We start from the raw sequence: 16,003 nt of genomic DNA, 5'->3' as shown, positions 1-16,003 counted from the left end.
TACTTTATGGTTGAATAAACCGTCCTTGTTTCAGCAATAAGGAGGGTATGCCATGAACGATGTAGATCTTGCACGCTTGGTCAAAACCATGACCGAGGCCCAGCTGACGCTGGCAACCGCAGAATCCTGCACGGCAGGGTTGATTGCGTCCACGCTGGCTGACCAAGCGGGGGCGGCAGCTGTATTGGACTGTGCTTTTGTGACGTATTCTCCGCAGGCCAAGTATCGCTGCCTGGGCGTCGATCAGCGGGTGCTGGCGGAAAACAATCTGTGCAGTGAGGCAGTGGCGCGGGCCATGGCCAAAGGAGCCGCAGAATTGACCCCGGCCAATTTGATCATTGCCAATACGGGGGTGGCTGACGATATTGCGGAGCCGCAGATTCCGGCCGGCACGCAATGTTTTGCCTGGCTGTTCAAGCCACAGGATAAATTTGATCCTTTGGTCGTCTATACGGAAACGATTGTTTTCGATGGCACGCGGGATGAAATCCGCCAGCAAAGTGCGAATCATGCCTTGCTGCGCATCGAGCATTGGTTGCGGCTGGTTAAACAAGAACGCCAGGGTGTGACCCCTGGCGTTTGATACCGCTAACTGGACAAGCTAAGCCTGTAAAGGCTTAGTTTTCCAGGTATTTGCGCCAGACGCGTGGCAGGATACCGCCATGACGCCAGTACTCCATGTCCTCGACCGTATCCAGACGCACAATCACCGGCACGGACTGGGTGCTGCCATCCAGGCGATGGATGATCAGCTCGGCCTGCGAGCGTACACCCAGGTTTTCTTCCAGGCCCTTCACATCAAAGGTTTCGGTGCCGTCCAGACCCAGGGTGTCGGCATTGGTGCCGTCCTGGAACTGCAAGGGCAGCACACCCATACCGACCAGGTTGGTGCGGTGGATACGCTCGAAACCTTCGGCAACCACCGCCTTCACGCCCAGCAGAGCAGGTCCTTTTGCGGCGGAGTCGCGGGAAGAACCGCAACCGTAGTTCTTGCCAGCAATCACCAGCAAGGGAACCTGACGTTCCTGATAGGTCTGGGCCGCTTCAAAAATACGCATCACTTCGCCTTCCGGCATCACCTTGGTGACGCCGCCTTCCACGCCGGGAACAATCTTGTTGCGCAGACGGATGTTGGCGAAGGTCGCACGTTTGACCACTTCGTGGTTGGCACGGCGCGTGGTGTAGTTGTTGAAGTCTTTTTGCTCCACACCCTTGGATAGCAGGAAGTCAGCAGCAGGCGTACCCAGGCTGATCGAACCCGATGGCGAAATGTGGTCGGTGGTGATGGAGTCACCCAGAATCGCCAGCGGACGCATGCCGCGCAGGTTGGCCACGGGAGTCGGTTCGCGCTGCAAGCCATCAAAGTAAGGCGGTTTGCGGATGTAGGTGCTGTCGGCTTCCCATGGGTAGTGGCCACCATTGCTTTCGCGGGCCAGAGCGTCCCAGGGTTCGCCGCCGTCGTACAGCTCGGCATAGCGCTCGATGAACAGGTCGCGGTCGTAAGCGCCGTGGATGGCTTCTTGCACTTCGGCAGATTTGGGCCAGATGTCGCTCAGGTAGACGTCTTTACCGTTCTGATCCTTGCCCAGCGGGTCGCGGGTCAGGTCCACATTCAGGTTGCCGGCCAGGGCGTAGGCCACGACCAGCGCGGGCGATGCCAGGTAAGCGGCACGTACGTTGGCGTGAATACGGCCTTCAAAGTTGCGGTTGCCCGACAGTACGGCGGTGGCAATCAGCTTTTCGGATTCAATCGCGTTGACGATATTGGCAGGCAGTGGGCCCGAGCCGCCGTTACACGTGGTGCAACCAAAGCCGGCAATATTAAAGCCCAGCACGTCCAGGTCGTCTTGCAGTTGAGCGCGCTCCAGCACGTCAGCTGTTACTTGGCTACCGGGCACCAGCGAGGTCTTGACCCAGGGCTTGCTGCGTAAACCACGAGCCACGGCGTTACGGGCCAGCAGGCCGGCGGCCATCATATTGGCGGGGTTAGCGGTATTGGTACAGGAAGTAATGGCGGCAATGACCACATCGCCATCATTCAGCACAAAGTCCTCGCCTTCCACGGGTACGGCACGTTGCGGGTCGTAAGGACGGCCAGCAATTTTCTGGTGATGGGCGGGGAAGGACTGGGCAGCGGTGTCCAGATCCAGGTGATCTTCAGGATTGCTGGGGCCAGCCAGGCTAGGCTTGATGCTGCTCAGGTCCAGTTTCAACACGGTGTCGTAAACAGGAGCGGGAGCGGCCGGGTCGCGCCACAGTTTTTGAACCTTGCTGTATTGCTCGACCAGATCAATCTGTTCTTGTGGACGGCCTGTCATGTGCATGTAGTGCAGGGCAGCGTCGTCGATGGGGAAGAACACCGCGGTTGCGCCGTACTCTGGTGCCATATTGGCGATCATGCCACGGTCGCCCAGGGACAGCTCGTCCACGCTGGGGCCAAAAAATTCGACAAACTTGCCCACCACGCCCAGTTCGCGCAGTTTTTGCGTAATGACCAGAACCAGGTCGGTAGGCAGCACGCCGTCATTGAGCTTGCCAGTCAGCTCGATACCCACCACGGCAGGCAGGGCGATGGCGACGGGCAGGCCTACCATCACGGCTTCGGCTTCAATACCTCCGACACCCCAGCCCAGAATGCCCAGGCCGTTAACCATAGGCGTGTGGCTGTCGGTCCCGACACAGCTGTCGGGGTAGACCAGATCCACGTCCTTGCCTTCTTCAGTCCATACAACCTGACCAATATGCTCGATGTGTAATTGATGCATGATGCCTTTGCCAGGTGGCACCACCTTCACGCCGTCAAAGTTGCTGGAACACCAGCGCAGGAAGGCAAAGCGCTCGCCGTTACGTTGGTATTCACGTGCCAGGTTGATGTCGGCTGCCTTGGGGTTGGCCCAGCTGTCCACTTGCAGGGAGTGGTCAATAATCACGTCGATAGGGACTTGAGGGCGCACGCGGCTGGCGTCACCACCGGCTGCTTGTACGCCTTCGCGCAAGGCGGCCATGTCCAGCAGCATCACCAAACCCAGAATGTCCTGACCAAAGACGCGGGCAGGGTAGAAGGTGATGCCGTCGCCCACCTTGCGCTGGAGCAGGGAGTCAATTTCCTGATCCACGTCGGCGTGACGCACGGCCTTTTGACGACAGAGGTTTTCCAGCAGAACGCGCAGCGAGTACGGCAGCTTTTCAATACCGGGGATGTCGGCGATAGGAACGTAACGTACGGAACGTCCGTTCAGGGACAGCGTTTCTAGGGCAAGAGACTGAGACATGGCAAACGATTCATCCGTAATAAGAAGCCAGGAAAGCGGGGCCAACCTGAGCAAGAATAATAAATAAAATTATGCGTCTGGAGCCTTGATAAAACAATTAAATTGTATTTTGTTTGTATATAATACAATAAAACGATCCGGGATCGCTTCGATTTTTAGGAATGTCGGCATGAAAAGCCAATCCAATTCTTTGCATGTCACCTTGGCACATCGCCTGCTGGACTACGTGCGGGCAGGGCATTTGCAGGCCGGGCATCATTTGACGGAACAATCGCTGGCCGAGGCGCTGGGTGCGTCGCGCTCGCCCATACGCGGCGCACTGGCCTATCTGGCGGAAAAAGGCATTGTGGGCGCACAGCCGCCCCGACGTGGCTTATATCTGTTGAAAGGGGCCGACCAGCTTGGTGTGATCGAAGAAGAACTGGGTACCAGCCAGGACGACCAGATCTATCTGCAACTGGCCCGCGACAAGCTATCTGGTATTTGGGGTGACACCTTGTCGGAAAACGACGCCATGCGCCGCTATGGCCTGACACGCGAGCGTGTGCGCCGCATTCTGGCTCGTGCTGCCAATGAAGGCTGGATGGAACAGCGCGCCAGCAAGGGCTGGTCTTTCCTGCCCATGATTGACGGCCCTCAGGCTTGCGAAGAAAGCTATACCTTGCGCCAGATGCTGGAACCAGCGGCCATGCTGCTGCCGGGCTTCGCCATTGACTCCACTGTCTTGCGCCGGGTGCGTTTGCAGCAGCAGGCCTTGGCCGACGGGGGCTGGCGTCATGCCGGACACGCGGAAATGTATCAGGCCAATGCCACCTTCCATGAAGCCTTGGCCTCCTTGTCCGGTAACCGCTTTATCGCCCAGACCGTGACACGCCAGAACCAGTTGCGGCGCTTGCTGGAATATCAGGAAACCCTGGATCGGGAACGTATTCGTCGCCAATGCCTGGAGCATCTGGCAATTCTGGATTTGCTGGAAAAGGGCGAACGCGCTCAGGCCTCCGCCCTGCTGGCCCGCCATCTGGGCAATGCCAGTGAAGAGAAAGTACAGCAGCTGGAGCGGCAGCAGCAGCAACGCAGCAGCCAGCCCGGCGCTTTTAGTGAATCGATGGTCTCTCACGCCGAACCCATGGAGGAGACGGCGCAATTTTCTTTAATGGCGCAAGCCAAGAACCAGGAATAACGTGATGAAGCAAAAATCCCTTCCCGCCGTGTTCATGCGTGGTGGCACCAGCAAAGCCTTGATGCTCAATATTGCAGACCTGCCTGCCGAGCGCGACGACTGGACGCCTCTGTTTTCCGCTGCCATGGGTACGCCGGACCCTTACGGTCGCCAACTGGACGGCATGGGCGGTGGTGTTTCTTCCTTGTCCAAGGTTTGTATTATCGGCCCGTCCAGCCATCCGGACGCGGACGTGGACTATACCTTTGCGCAAGTAGCCATCAAGGAAGAGAAGGTGGATTACCGTGGCAACTGCGGCAATATGAGCTCGGCCGTCGGCCCTTACGCAGTAGAGCAGGGCATGGTCAAGGTTGAGGATGGCGAAGCGTGTGTACGCATTCTGAATACCAACACCAACAAGATCATTCACGCCCACTTCACGGTTGAAGATGGTCAGCCCCGGTACGACGGTGATCTGTCCATTCCCGGCGTAGGCGGCACGGGCTCGCCTATCCGTCTGGACTTTGTGGAACCTGGTGGTGCCTCTACTGGTTCCTTGCTGCCTAGCGGTGAATTGACCGAGTGGCTGGATGTGCCTGGCGTAGGCCGTATCGAGGTGTCGCTGGTGGACGCGGCCAACGCAGCGGTGTTTGTACGCGCGGCTGATGTAGGCCTGACCGGTCTGGAATTGCCCGACTGGCTGGAAGCGCACCCCGAAGTGCTGGAGCGTCTGGACGCAATTCGTGTGCAGGCGTCGGTACGCATGGGCATTGCTCCCGATGTGGAAGCCGCACGTCAGATTCGCATCGTGCCCTTTGTTTGCATCGTGTCGCCGGCTCAGGACAACCCGACCTTGTCTGGCGACGTGGTTCCTGCCAAAGAGATTGATCTGGTTGCCCGCGTGATTTCCAATGGCCAGCCGCACCGCGCCTTGCCCTTGACGATCTCGCTGTGCACCGCTGTGGCTGCTCGTTTGACGGGCAGCCTGCCTTCGCAATGTCTGTCTGACTCGGTTGCCCCTCAAGGTCCACTGCGTCTGGGCATGCCTTCCGGTGTGCTGACAGTGGGCGCGGAAGTGGAAAAGAAAGACGGCCAGTGGTTTGCCAAGGCCGGTTCTTTCTATCGTACGGCGCGTCGCCTGTTTGATGGCCGTGTGTGGGTTCCTGGCAAAGCCTTGAAGGACTAATCCACGATACGCAAGTCCTGCGAGGGCGAACGCCCGAAGCGGGACTTGTAGTCTGCACAGAAGCGGCCGAAATGGTTGAAGCCGCAGCGCAAGGCAATCTCGCTGACCTGGGTACCCGGCACGGCATGACGAATGGCTTGCTGGGCCGCTTCCAGACGAATCTGTTTCAAGAACTGCATGGGGCTCAGCCCTCGCTCCGTACGAAATGCCAGCGTCAGGCTGCGCACACTGGCACAGGCCGCGGTGGCAATCTGCTCCAGCGTCAGGGCCTCGTCCAGGCTGGCCCGCATGAAATCCTCGGCTCTTTGTACCCGGCGCGAACTGGCCGGGCGCACGCTTTGCTGCAATTGCTGGCTGTAGTTACCCGGCTGGGTATGAAACAGATGCAGCAAAAGATTGTCCTCGGCCTGACGCGACCACTGGTCCATTTCGGGCGGCAAATGCCCACCGTAAGCCAGCAAGCTGCCAATCTGGTGCTGCCAGGCGCAGCCGTGCGGCGAATCCAGAGACATGCCAGCGGCAAATTCAATGGGCCGGTCCAGGCTCAAGCCCAAGGTCTGACGGGCCACTTCTTCCAGCCGGTGGCGCGGAATCTTCACTAAAAACTGTTCACAGCCCTGTTCCCAATCCAGTTCAACCTGCAGGGAAGGGGAGATCACGCTGGCGATTTTAGGGTTGGCCTGGACGTACTCCCGACCAACCCGAATACAGGAGCGTCCCTGTATCGGCACCTGAAACAGCAGGAAATCCTCCAGAATCCCCGGCGACACCTGCACCGCCGCGCCATATTTCAGCAAGACAAAGGAAAAGCTGTGGCTGCTGGCATAGCGCAGGGAAGCATCGACCGGGCCGTCATTCCAGGTCAAGCGGTGCTCGGTTAAAAAACCGGCCGTCTCGCTGCGTGTCTGGTCCGGGCAGCGCGATTCAAAGCGCGGCGCACTGTGTTGCAAGGGGGCCAGCCCTGACATAAACCACGCTTGCATGATGTGTGTCTCCAAATTTTTGCCGGTTCGGGATAAGGCTTGCCATATCTGGATAGCCGCCCATTCTGCGCCGGTCTAATGTATTTCAAACCTAAAACAGTAGTCCTGTCCCGGCACCTTAGCAGATTGGGATACGACTGGGAATTGCTGTATTCACGTAGTCCCTTGGGCCCGTCTTTTCTGGCTTGCAGGACAAGCGCCGCAAAAATCACGGGCGTCAGTGGTACACAGCTTCCGGCGTATTGGGGGTGGTCCAAGGCAGAACTAAAGTCCAGTTTTTTGAAAGACAGAGGACGGAGACAAACATGAAAAAACAAGTGGCGTTCTGTATGAGCACGCTGGCCTTGGCCCTGGCCTGTAGCCCGGCATCCAGTCAGGAAGTATTCAAGGTGGGGCTGCTAACCACCTTGTCTGGCCCTGGTGCAGCCATTGGCGCAGAAATCCGTGATGGTTTCGAGCTGGGCCTGAACCACTCGGGTGGCAAGCTCGGCGGTGTGGATGTGGCCTTGACGGTGCTGGATGATCAGCAAAAACCAATGGAAGGCCGCCAGGCGGTGGACCGTTTGGTCAAGCGCGACAAGGTCGATGTGATTACCGGCATGGCCTTCTCCAATGTACTGCTGCCCGTGATGCCGACAATTTTGAACAGTGACACGGTCTACATTTCCGCCAACACCGGCCCAGCCGATTACGCGGGCGAACGTTGTCACCCCAATTTCTTCAGCGTGTCCTGGCAGAACGAGGATATACCCGCTGCGATGGGCAAGTACGTGACCGATCAGGCGCACAAGAAAGTCTATTTGATTGCCCCCAACTACCCCGGTGGTCGCGAGTCCATTGAAGGCTTCAAGCGTCTGTTCAAGGGCGAGATTGCCGACGAAGTGTATGTGAAGGTTGGCCAGATGGATTACGCCGCCGAGCTGGCACAAATGCGAGCTTCGGGTGCGGATGCCGTGTTTTTCTTCCTGCCCGGCGGCATGGGCGTGTCTTTTATCAAGCAGCTGATCAACTCGGGCCTGTCCACGCAACTGGCGGTGTATACCCCCGGCTTCTCGGCTGATCAGGACACGATTGCCGCGATTGGCGAGTCCATGAAGGGCATGGCGAATGCCGCCCAGTGGTCGCCGGATCTGGATAACCCGGTCAACAAACGCTTTGTGGCGGATTTTGAAAAGACCTACGGTCGCCTGCCTTCCATGTACGCCTCCCAGGGCTACGACGCCGCCTTGTTGCTGGATGGCGCACTGAAGGCTGACCCCAAGGCCGCTACCGACCGGGAGGCCCTGCGTAAAGCCTTGCGCAGTGCACCGTTCGAGTCTGTACGCGGCGCCTTTGCCTTTAACAACAACCAATATCCGGTGCAGACCTACTACATGCGTGAAGTGGCCCCGAATGACAAGGGCCAGATGAGCAACAAGATTGTGTCCACCGTATTCGAGCAGTTCCAGGATCATTTTGCACCGCAGTGCAAGATGGAAAAGTCATAAAGAGGGTGCGTCAAGCATCCGGCAGCAAGGAGGTAATGATGAGCTATAGCAACGAACAGCTGTCCGCATTGGTGCGGGGCGACAGCGTACATAAATCGGTCTATACCGACCCCGAGATCTTCCGTCTGGAGATGGAACGCATTTATGGCCGTGCCTGGATCTACATCGGCCACGACAGCCAGGTGCCTAATCCCGGCGACTACCACACCACCTTGTTGGGCGGCCAGGACGTCATCATGGTGCGCGGCAGCGACAAGAAAGTGTACGTGCTCTACAACCGTTGCCCGCACAAGGGCGCGAAAGTGGTAGCGGACGGTTGCGGCAATGCGGGCAAGTTCTTCCGCTGTCCTTACCACGCCTGGACGTTCAAGCTGGACGGTCAGCATCTGGCCGCTCCGATGAAAAACGGCCTGGAAAACACCTGTTTTGATCCCAAGCACCCGGACTTCTCCATGCGCCGTGTGGCTCGTGTGGAAAGCTACCGTGGTTTTGTTTTTGCCTGTCAAAGCGCCCACGGTCCGGATCTGAAGGAGTTCCTGGGCCCCATCATTACCTCTATCGACAATCTGTGCGATCGCTCGCCCGTGGGTGAAGTAGAAGTGGCCGGCGGCAGCTTCAAGGTCTGGCAGCCCTCCAACTGGAAGGTGTTCTACGAGAACCTGCACGACACCATGCATGCCAACGTGACGCACGAGTCGTCCTACGTGGCAGCCCGCGAGCAGGCCCAAGACTACGGCTCCATGCCGCTGGAACTGCACATCATGGACGGTAACGGCGAGCCCTACGGTTTCTGGGAAAAGCTGGACCTGTATGCCTTTGATAACGGCCACGGCTATATGGAAGGGATTTTCAATCCAGGTGCCATCGAAACTGACCCGATCACCAAGGCGCACTACGAAACCCTGAAAGAAGCCTACGGTGAAGAAAAAGCCTTGAACATTCTGGGCGAGAACCGTCACAACAGCATTATTTACGGCAGTGGTTCGCCCCACACCGTATTCCAGCAGTTCCGTGTGATTCGCCCGGTGGCGGTGGACCGCACTCATGTGGAAATCCAGCTGTTCCGCCTGAAAGGTGCGCCTGACGATATTTACAAGCGCGGCCTGATGTACGCCAACCTGATCAACTCGCCGTCGTCCAATGTGATGCCGGACGATATCGAAGTCTATGGCCGCTGTCAGGAAGGTAACCAGACCAATGGCGGAGACTGGATCAGCATGCACCGCTATGACGGCACTGACAAGCCTATCGAAGGCGGTATGGTCGCCACCAACGGCACCAGCGAATTGCCCATGCGCAATCAGTTCCGCGCCTGGAAGCATTTCATGACTACCAGTCTGTACGACGCGCCTGCGCAGTCGGAAGATAGTGGTAAAGCCACGGTGCGTTCGGCTTCTGGTGAGCCCATCGCCCCCGCAACACAGGCTTAAGCGGGCTGCTGTCCGAGCCAAGGAGAATTCTTATGTTGTTTGATATTGATTTTGACGTCAGCGTGGATCAGGTCACGCCTGTGAACCTGAGCCTGGAAGCCATCCGTGAAGTGGAGCAGTTCATCTATCACGAAGCTCGTTTGCTGGACGAGCGTCGCTGGCAAGCATGGCTGGATCTGTGGACCGAGGAGGGCATGTACTGGATTCCTCACAGCTACGATCAGGAAAGTCCTTACGAGCACATTTCCCTGTGCTGGGAAAACAAGCTGCTGCGTGAACTGCGTATCCGTCGTCTGGAAAACCACCGCAACTGGTCCCAGCAGCCAATCACACAGTCCTGCCGTGTGCTGGGCAATGTGATGATTGATGGCACTGATCCGGAAGGCTATCTGGTGGTGCGTTCCAGCTTCCACTCCATGGAGTGGCGCGGTAAAGATCCGGTCTACCGTGTGGGCAGCCTGATTCACAAGCTGCAGGCCCAGGAGGGCGGTGGCTGGAAACTGCGCATGAAGCAGGTGAACCTGGTGGATCGTGACGCGGTTCACGGCGCTATTCAGGTGTACATCTAATGTCGGCAGCCCATCACACAGCCTTGCTGGCCCTGCATTATCAAAACGACGTCCTGCACGCCGATGGCCTGATCCGCGTGGGGGTAGAGGCCAATAGCCCCCAGCGTCAGGCCTTGATCGAGGCCGCAGGCCGTTTGCTGGCGCAGGCCCGCGCACAGGGCGTACCCATTGTGCATGTACGGGTGGGCTATCGGCCTGACTATGCCGACCTGCTGTGCAATGCGCCGATTCTGCACAATGTGAAACGAATCGGCGCCATGCAGACTGGCAGCTGGGGAGCCCAGTTCTTTGACGGGCTGGCTCCCTTGCCTGACGAGTTTGAAGTCCACCACACGCGTATTAACGCTTTCTTTGGTTCCGCGCTGGAACCGGTCGTACGTCGTTTGGGTGTGGAGCGCCTGGTAATTGCCGGTGTGGCTACCCATTCTGTAGTCGAGAGCACGGTGCGTCACGCAGTGGATATGGGCTATGAAGTGGCGGTGGTGGCCAGCGCTTGCGGTGCTCCACCGGCCACACATGAAGCCTCCCTGGCCAGCATGAGCCTGATTGCTCATATTGACCGGGACGAAGATTGGGCGACGGTGTTCGGCGCGCCCCAAGCACAGTAGGAGAAGGACATGCAGCAGGACATGAAGGTGAATTTACAAGGTAAGGTCGCCATCGTGACCGGGTCCACGCAAGGGCTGGGGGCAGATATCGCCCTGGCTCTGTGTGCCGCCGGTGCGTGGGTGCTGATCGTGGGTCGCAGTCAGGAAGAAGGTCAGCGTACCGAGGCGCGTCTGCAGGCCGTAGGCAAGGCCCAGTTCATGGCCGCCAATATTTGTGATGATGCACAGCTGGATGCCTGCGTGCAGGCCGCCCTGGCACAAACTGGCCGCATCGACATTGTGGTGAACAATGCCTGTTCCTACGGGGACGAAGGCCTGGCTTCCAGCCGGGAGCTATGGCATCAAACGCTGGATGTGAACCTGATCTCCAGCGCGATTCTGGCCCAGAAAGCCACGCCGCATATGGGGCAGGGCGGGGTCATCATCAATATGGGCAGTACAGGTGGCAAATTCGGCGTGGCCGGACGCGCGCTGTATCCCGCCTCCAAAGCGGCCATCCTGCAGTTTACAAAAAGCTTGGCCGTGGAATTGGCTCCCTCGGGCATTCGTGTGCTGACGGTCTCGCCAGCCTGGACCTGGTCGCCATCCGTTGAACGCATGAGCGGCGGTTCGCGCGAACTGGCCAATCAGGTTGGGGCGCAAGTTCATCCTTTGGGCCGAGTCGGCTCCGGTGAAGAGGTCGCCCAGGTGGTGCTGTTTGCCGTGTCGGGAGCGGCTTCCTGGATGACAGGCATTGATCTGCCCGTCGATGGTGGCTTTTCCGTACTCGGGCCAGAGCAGGGCAAGTCGCCCCGTCACTGGTTTGAACGCTGGCAGGCGCAGTCGTCTGGCTCATAAATAGAAAAGTGCGGTAAAAGATGTCCAGGGCTTGTGAACAGCTGTTTCTTGTGGCGTGTTCACAAGCCCTGACCCCGTTCAGGGCAATTTAAAAAAGGTGTGGGATGACAGACTCAACAAATAAAAAATCGTATGCCGTCATTGTGGTGGGCAGTGGCATTAACTCCCTGGTGTGTGCAGCCTTGCTGGCGCAAAAGGGCAAGCAGGTCCTGGTGCTGGAGCGTAACGACCGTGCGGGCGGGTGTATCCGTACCGAGGAGCTGTTTCCGGGCTTTACCCATGAGTTGCTGTCGTCCTGGTACCCCTTGTTCACATCCGGCGCTGCCTATGCCCGTTTGAAAGACGATCTGGCCGCCCAGGGCGTGGAGTTTCTGGAAAACGGCTATACCACCGGTGTGGTGGGCAGCGATGGCAAGGGCCTGGCCCTGCGCCACGATGTGGGCGATTCCATTCAGCGTATCAATGGCTTGCAAGCTGGTGATGGCGATGCCTTTGGTGCCATGTGCAGCCAGTTGTTCGAGCGCGATGCAGGTCTGACCTTCGGCTTGCTGGGCACCGAGCCATACAGTCGTGGCTTGTTGGGTTTGCTGTTCTCGCAATGGCGTAAGCGCCGCATGGACGGCATGGTCCAGTACGGACGCGAGTCCCTGGAATCCTTCCGCCGCTGGGCTGACCGTGAACTGAAAGATGACCGTGTGCGCGGCATGATGGCTCCCTGGGTCTTGCACTCGGGCCTGGGCCCTGACGACGCCTGCTCGGCCTTGATCGGCAAGCTGACCTTTGCGGCTGTGGTGGCCGGTGGCATGCCCGTGGTGAAAGGTGGCGGCCAGAATCTGGTGCGTGCTCTGTGCGCCATTATTGAAAAGGCTGGTGGCCGTATTCAACTGAACACCGAAGTGGAAGAAATTGTGCTGGAAGGACAAAAAGCCCGTGGCGTGCGTGCCGGCGGCCAAGTCTACGAAGCCAGCCATGTGGTGTGCAACGTTACACCGCCACAGCTCTATGGTCGTTTGTTGCCGGGTGCTCCCGCTCAAGTACGTGAACAAGCCAATGCCTACCGTTTTGGCCGTGGCGACATGCAAATTCATCTGGCGTTGGACAGCATGCCTAACTGGAGCGATCCGGAGCTGCTGAAAGTACCGTTGCTGCACCTGTCCGACAGCCTGGAAGACGTCAGCATGAGCGTGGCCCAGGCCAATAACGGCCTGATCCCGGCCAAGTTCACTGTTGCTATTGGCCAGCCTTGCTCTCTGGACCCCAGTCGTGCGCCGGAAGGCAAATGGATACTGTGGATGCAGATGCAGGACATGCCATCCAAGTTGCGCGGCGATGCTGCTGGCAAGATCGACGTGCCGGAAGACGGCAAATGGACCGAAGAAGTCAGCCAGGCCGTGGCCGAGCGCATCATTGACCAACTGGAAGGCGTCATGCCCGGTTTGCGTCAACAAATCGTGGGTCAGAAAGTGCTGTCGCCAGCCGACCTGGAATCCATCAACTGCAATCTGGTGGGCGGCGACCCCTACTCGGGCATCTGCTCCCCTGACCAATTCTTCTGGATGCGCCCCTTTGCCGCCAGTAACGGTGCCCGGTCTCACGCCACACCGTACAAGAATGTCTACCACATTGGTGCGTCCACCCATCCAGGCCCAGGTCTGGCGGGAGCGTCCGGATTCATGGTGGCGGAGCAGATTCGTTAATCCTGCTTGTTCCTGTGCCTGAGGCTTGATACCTGCAGGCAGAATAACCGGCCGGGGTAGGTGTTTTGCACCTGTTCTGGCCGGTTTTTTTTTACTTCTTGGCATTCAGCCAGAAGGGGGGGATGAGGGGGAGTAAAGGAGCCGGAACCTGAAAAGTGAGCAGTTCGGGGCGTTTATCGCCTAAAAAAACAGGGTTCTCGTGAATACCTCATGCGCCAAGCCCACAATAGTTCGGTATTCTGTGCATGTTTTCTGCTGCCCTGGCGGTTTCATGCTTGGGGCCTCATTGTTTAGCCGGAGTTTTATTGATGCACGCTTTTCGCCGTTCGCGCCTGTGTGCTTTTTTGTCCTTGTGGCTGCTGGCTGTGGTGCTGGCTGTTACCGCTGTCCCTGTGACGGCCGAGACGGTGGCATTGACGCCTGCGCAGGCCAGTGAATCCCTGAATGAATTGCGTGACACGCTGCAAACTGTCCAGGACCGTTTGCAGAAAAATGATGGCTTGGGCGATTCCGATCTGGTTGCCTTGCGCAATCAGTTGCTGCTGGCGCAAGAGCAGGCTCAGGAAATGAGTGTGCGTCTGGAGCCTGAGCTGTTGAGCGTGACCGCGCGTCTGAATCAGTTGGGGCCTGTGGATGATCCGGCGGGGGAGTCCGAGGACATTGCGCGCCAGCGTGCTCAATTGCAGCAGGCGGTGACCGAGCTGGACGGCATGATCAAGCTGGCCCGTTTGATCGGCGTGGAAACAACACAAGGCCTGGATCAGGTGTCCAAGCAGCGCCGCGTAATTTTCCAGGCGGAATTGGGTCGGCAGTCGCAGTCCGTGTTGACACCGCGCTTCTGGCGCAATGTGTCGCGCGATTTGCCCGGTGATCTGGCCAGGGTTGAACGCATGCGCAAGGATCTGGCTCAGCGGGTAATCGATTTGCCCGCTTATGTGCTGTGGTCGGCAGGAGCCTTGGCTCTGGTCTTGCTGGCTTTGTCGGTCTGGGCGGTACGGGGGCTGGAGCGTTTTACCATCAACCACACCAAGCCCTCGCGCTTGCGACGCTCTTTTTATGCGACGGCCTTGATTGTGCTCTACAGCCTGACGCCCGGTTTGTTGGCATCGGTGGCGGCAGGGTTGTTTTACTGGAACGGCAATCTGGCTCCGGATCTGTCCAGCTTTGTGTCCAAGTCCGTATTCGCCTTGTATCTGGGTGGCTTTGTGACCGGGATGGGCCGCGTGCTTTTGTCGGCGCAGCGTCCTAGCTGGCGCTTGCCTCCCATTCCCAGCAATGTGGCTTTGAAGCTGGCATGGTTGCCCATTGCTCTGGGCATCATGGTGGCCTTGACCTGGATGTCGCAGCAGTTGCTGGGCCTGATCAATGCCACGCTCAGCACTACCTTGCTGGTCAACAGTTTTAACACGCTGACACTGAGCATCTTTATTGCCATTGCAGCCTGGAACTTGAGCCAGGGACGGGATAAGACCCCCGTTCCAGAAGGTGGCGAGGACCCGCAGAAAACGGCTCCGGTTCAGCAGGGGGCGACCTGGTTACGCGCCATTCCTATCACCCTGGGTGTGGTCATTGGGCTGGGGATGATTGCCTTCTTGCTGGGCTACATCGCCTTGAGCAGTCTGATTGTGCAAGAGGTGTTGTGGCTGAGTCTGGTGATTTGCACCTGCTATGTCCTGGTCGCGCTGATTGCGGATATCGGTCAAAGCCTCTTGCTGCAATTTAAAGAGAAGCGCGCCGCCAATGAATGGACCAGTACGCAATTGCGGGGCAGCAGCCAGATCGTGATCGTGCTGTCCGGAGCCTTGCGTTTATGCCTGATTATTACGGCGATTACCCTGGTCTTGCTGCCTTTTGGGGAAGACCCCACGCAGTGGCTGCAGCGTCGTTTGGGCTTTTTGGTTAAAGGTTTTTCTTTAGGTCAGGTTCAGTTAAAACCCAGCTCGGTCCTGCTGGCCGTACTGATTCTGGTGCTGGGGATTTTGTTTGTCAAAGCCTTGCAGCGCTGGGTGGCCAACCAGCTTTTACCCGCCACGCGTATCGATCCGGGTATGCGAGTGTCTACTGCTAATCTGTTCAGCTATGTGGGCTACTTTATTGTGGTGGCTACGGCGATTTCGTCTCTCGGAATCGGTCTGGAGCGCATGGCCTGGGTGATTTCAGCCTTGTCGGTGGGTATCGGTTTTGGCTTGCAAGCGGTGGTGCAGAACTTTGTATCGGGGCTGATTTTGTTGGCCGAACGTCCCATCAAAATTGGGGACTGGGTCAGCCTGAACGGGGTAGAGGGTAATGTACGCAAGATCAATGCCCGTGCCACGGAAATTGAAATGTTCGACCGCTCCACCTTGATCGTGCCGAACTCCGAATTCATCACCAAAACCGTGCGTAATGTGACCTTGAGCAATCCCTTGGGGGTAGTGAAGGTCAAGATCAATATGCCTATCGACACAGACGCTAAACGGGTACGTTCTATCATGCTGGATGTGATGCAGAACTACAGCGACGTGCTGGCCGACCCGGCGCCGGATGTGACGCTGGATGGCTTTGATGCCAACGGCTTGCAGTTCACGGCGACCTGCTATGTAAGCTCGCCTCGCATTGGCAGCCGGGTACGCAGTGTCCTGATGTTCGATATTCTGGATGAATTACGCAAGGAAGGTCTGGCGTTGCACCATACTCAGACCATGACGGTGTTGCCCAATACACCGGTCGCCAGCCAGAATGAAAGCGGCAACCCCTTGCTGAATGATTGAACCTCGATAAAAACAACAGGCAGGC

The 16,003-nt window shown here is 57.9% G+C and carries 12 protein-coding genes; 10 read left to right on the top strand and 2 right to left on the bottom strand.

What is annotated here, in order from left to right; all coding sequences use genetic code 11:
* Positions 1-52: 52 nt before the first annotated feature.
* Entirely contained in the window at positions 53-583 is a 531-nt protein-coding gene (locus D0C27_RS16300) for a CinA family protein (protein WP_009460955.1), read from the top strand.
* 34 nt (positions 584-617) lie between these two features.
* Here D0C27_RS16300 and acnA read toward each other — a convergent pair whose 3' ends face one another.
* The gene (gene acnA, locus D0C27_RS16295) at positions 618-3,272 is read right to left on the bottom strand and encodes an aconitate hydratase AcnA (RefSeq protein ID WP_137431318.1); all 2,655 of its coding nucleotides are present in this window, start codon (positions 3,270-3,272) and stop codon (positions 618-620) included.
* 169 nt (positions 3,273-3,441) lie between these two features.
* Between acnA and D0C27_RS16290 the strand changes: the two genes are divergently transcribed.
* A complete protein-coding gene (locus D0C27_RS16290; protein ID WP_083053816.1) occupies positions 3,442-4,452 on the top strand; it encodes a GntR family transcriptional regulator in 1,011 nt (336 codons plus the stop codon).
* A 4-nt stretch (positions 4,453-4,456) separates the two neighbouring features.
* Positions 4,457-5,617, top strand: coding sequence for a 2-methylaconitate cis-trans isomerase PrpF family protein (locus D0C27_RS16285; protein WP_009460950.1), 1,161 nt, complete (start codon positions 4,457-4,459; stop codon positions 5,615-5,617).
* Here the strand turns inward: D0C27_RS16285 and D0C27_RS16280 are convergent.
* The gene (locus D0C27_RS16280; protein WP_009460948.1) at positions 5,614-6,600 is read right to left on the bottom strand and encodes a helix-turn-helix domain-containing protein; all 987 of its coding nucleotides are present in this window, start codon (positions 6,598-6,600) and stop codon (positions 5,614-5,616) included. The two genes, D0C27_RS16285 and D0C27_RS16280, sit on opposite strands and share 4 nt — an antisense overlap.
* A 305-nt stretch (positions 6,601-6,905) precedes the next feature.
* Here D0C27_RS16280 and D0C27_RS16275 point away from each other — a divergent pair, with 305 nt between their 5' ends.
* From D0C27_RS16275 to D0C27_RS16245, 7 genes are all read left to right on the top strand, one after another.
* A complete protein-coding gene (locus D0C27_RS16275) occupies positions 6,906-8,087 on the top strand; it encodes an ABC transporter substrate-binding protein (protein WP_009460946.1) in 1,182 nt (393 codons plus the stop codon).
* 38 nt (positions 8,088-8,125) lie between these two features.
* Positions 8,126-9,517 (top strand): aromatic ring-hydroxylating dioxygenase subunit alpha, encoded by a 1,392-nt coding sequence (locus D0C27_RS16270; protein WP_137431645.1) that lies wholly within the window; start codon positions 8,126-8,128, stop codon positions 9,515-9,517.
* A 32-nt stretch (positions 9,518-9,549) separates the two neighbouring features.
* The gene (locus D0C27_RS16265; RefSeq protein ID WP_035268326.1) at positions 9,550-10,086 is read left to right on the top strand and encodes an aromatic-ring-hydroxylating dioxygenase subunit beta; all 537 of its coding nucleotides are present in this window, start codon (positions 9,550-9,552) and stop codon (positions 10,084-10,086) included.
* Positions 10,086-10,694 (top strand): cysteine hydrolase family protein, encoded by a 609-nt coding sequence (locus D0C27_RS16260; RefSeq protein ID WP_060186055.1) that lies wholly within the window; start codon positions 10,086-10,088, stop codon positions 10,692-10,694. Before D0C27_RS16265 ends, D0C27_RS16260 begins: the two co-directional genes overlap by 1 nt.
* A 9-nt stretch (positions 10,695-10,703) precedes the next feature.
* Positions 10,704-11,531: an SDR family oxidoreductase gene (locus tag D0C27_RS16255; RefSeq protein WP_042488955.1), complete on the top strand. Its 828-nt coding sequence runs from the start codon at positions 10,704-10,706 to the stop codon at positions 11,529-11,531.
* A 104-nt stretch (positions 11,532-11,635) separates the two neighbouring features.
* Entirely contained in the window at positions 11,636-13,228 is a 1,593-nt protein-coding gene (locus tag D0C27_RS16250) for a phytoene desaturase family protein (protein WP_035268317.1), read from the top strand.
* Positions 13,229-13,536: 308 nt separating this feature from the next.
* Positions 13,537-15,978 carry a DUF3772 domain-containing protein gene (locus D0C27_RS16245; RefSeq protein ID WP_035268314.1) on the top strand — a complete coding sequence of 814 codons (2,442 nt, stop codon included), beginning with the start codon at positions 13,537-13,539 and terminating at the stop codon, positions 15,976-15,978.
* Positions 15,979-16,003 lie beyond the last annotated feature (25 nt).

Origin of the sequence: Alcaligenes faecalis (assembly GCF_005311025.1) — a bacterium.
Lineage (GTDB): Bacteria > Pseudomonadota > Gammaproteobacteria > Burkholderiales > Burkholderiaceae_B > Alcaligenes > Alcaligenes phenolicus.
This window is presented reverse-complemented; position numbering and strand designations above follow the sequence as displayed.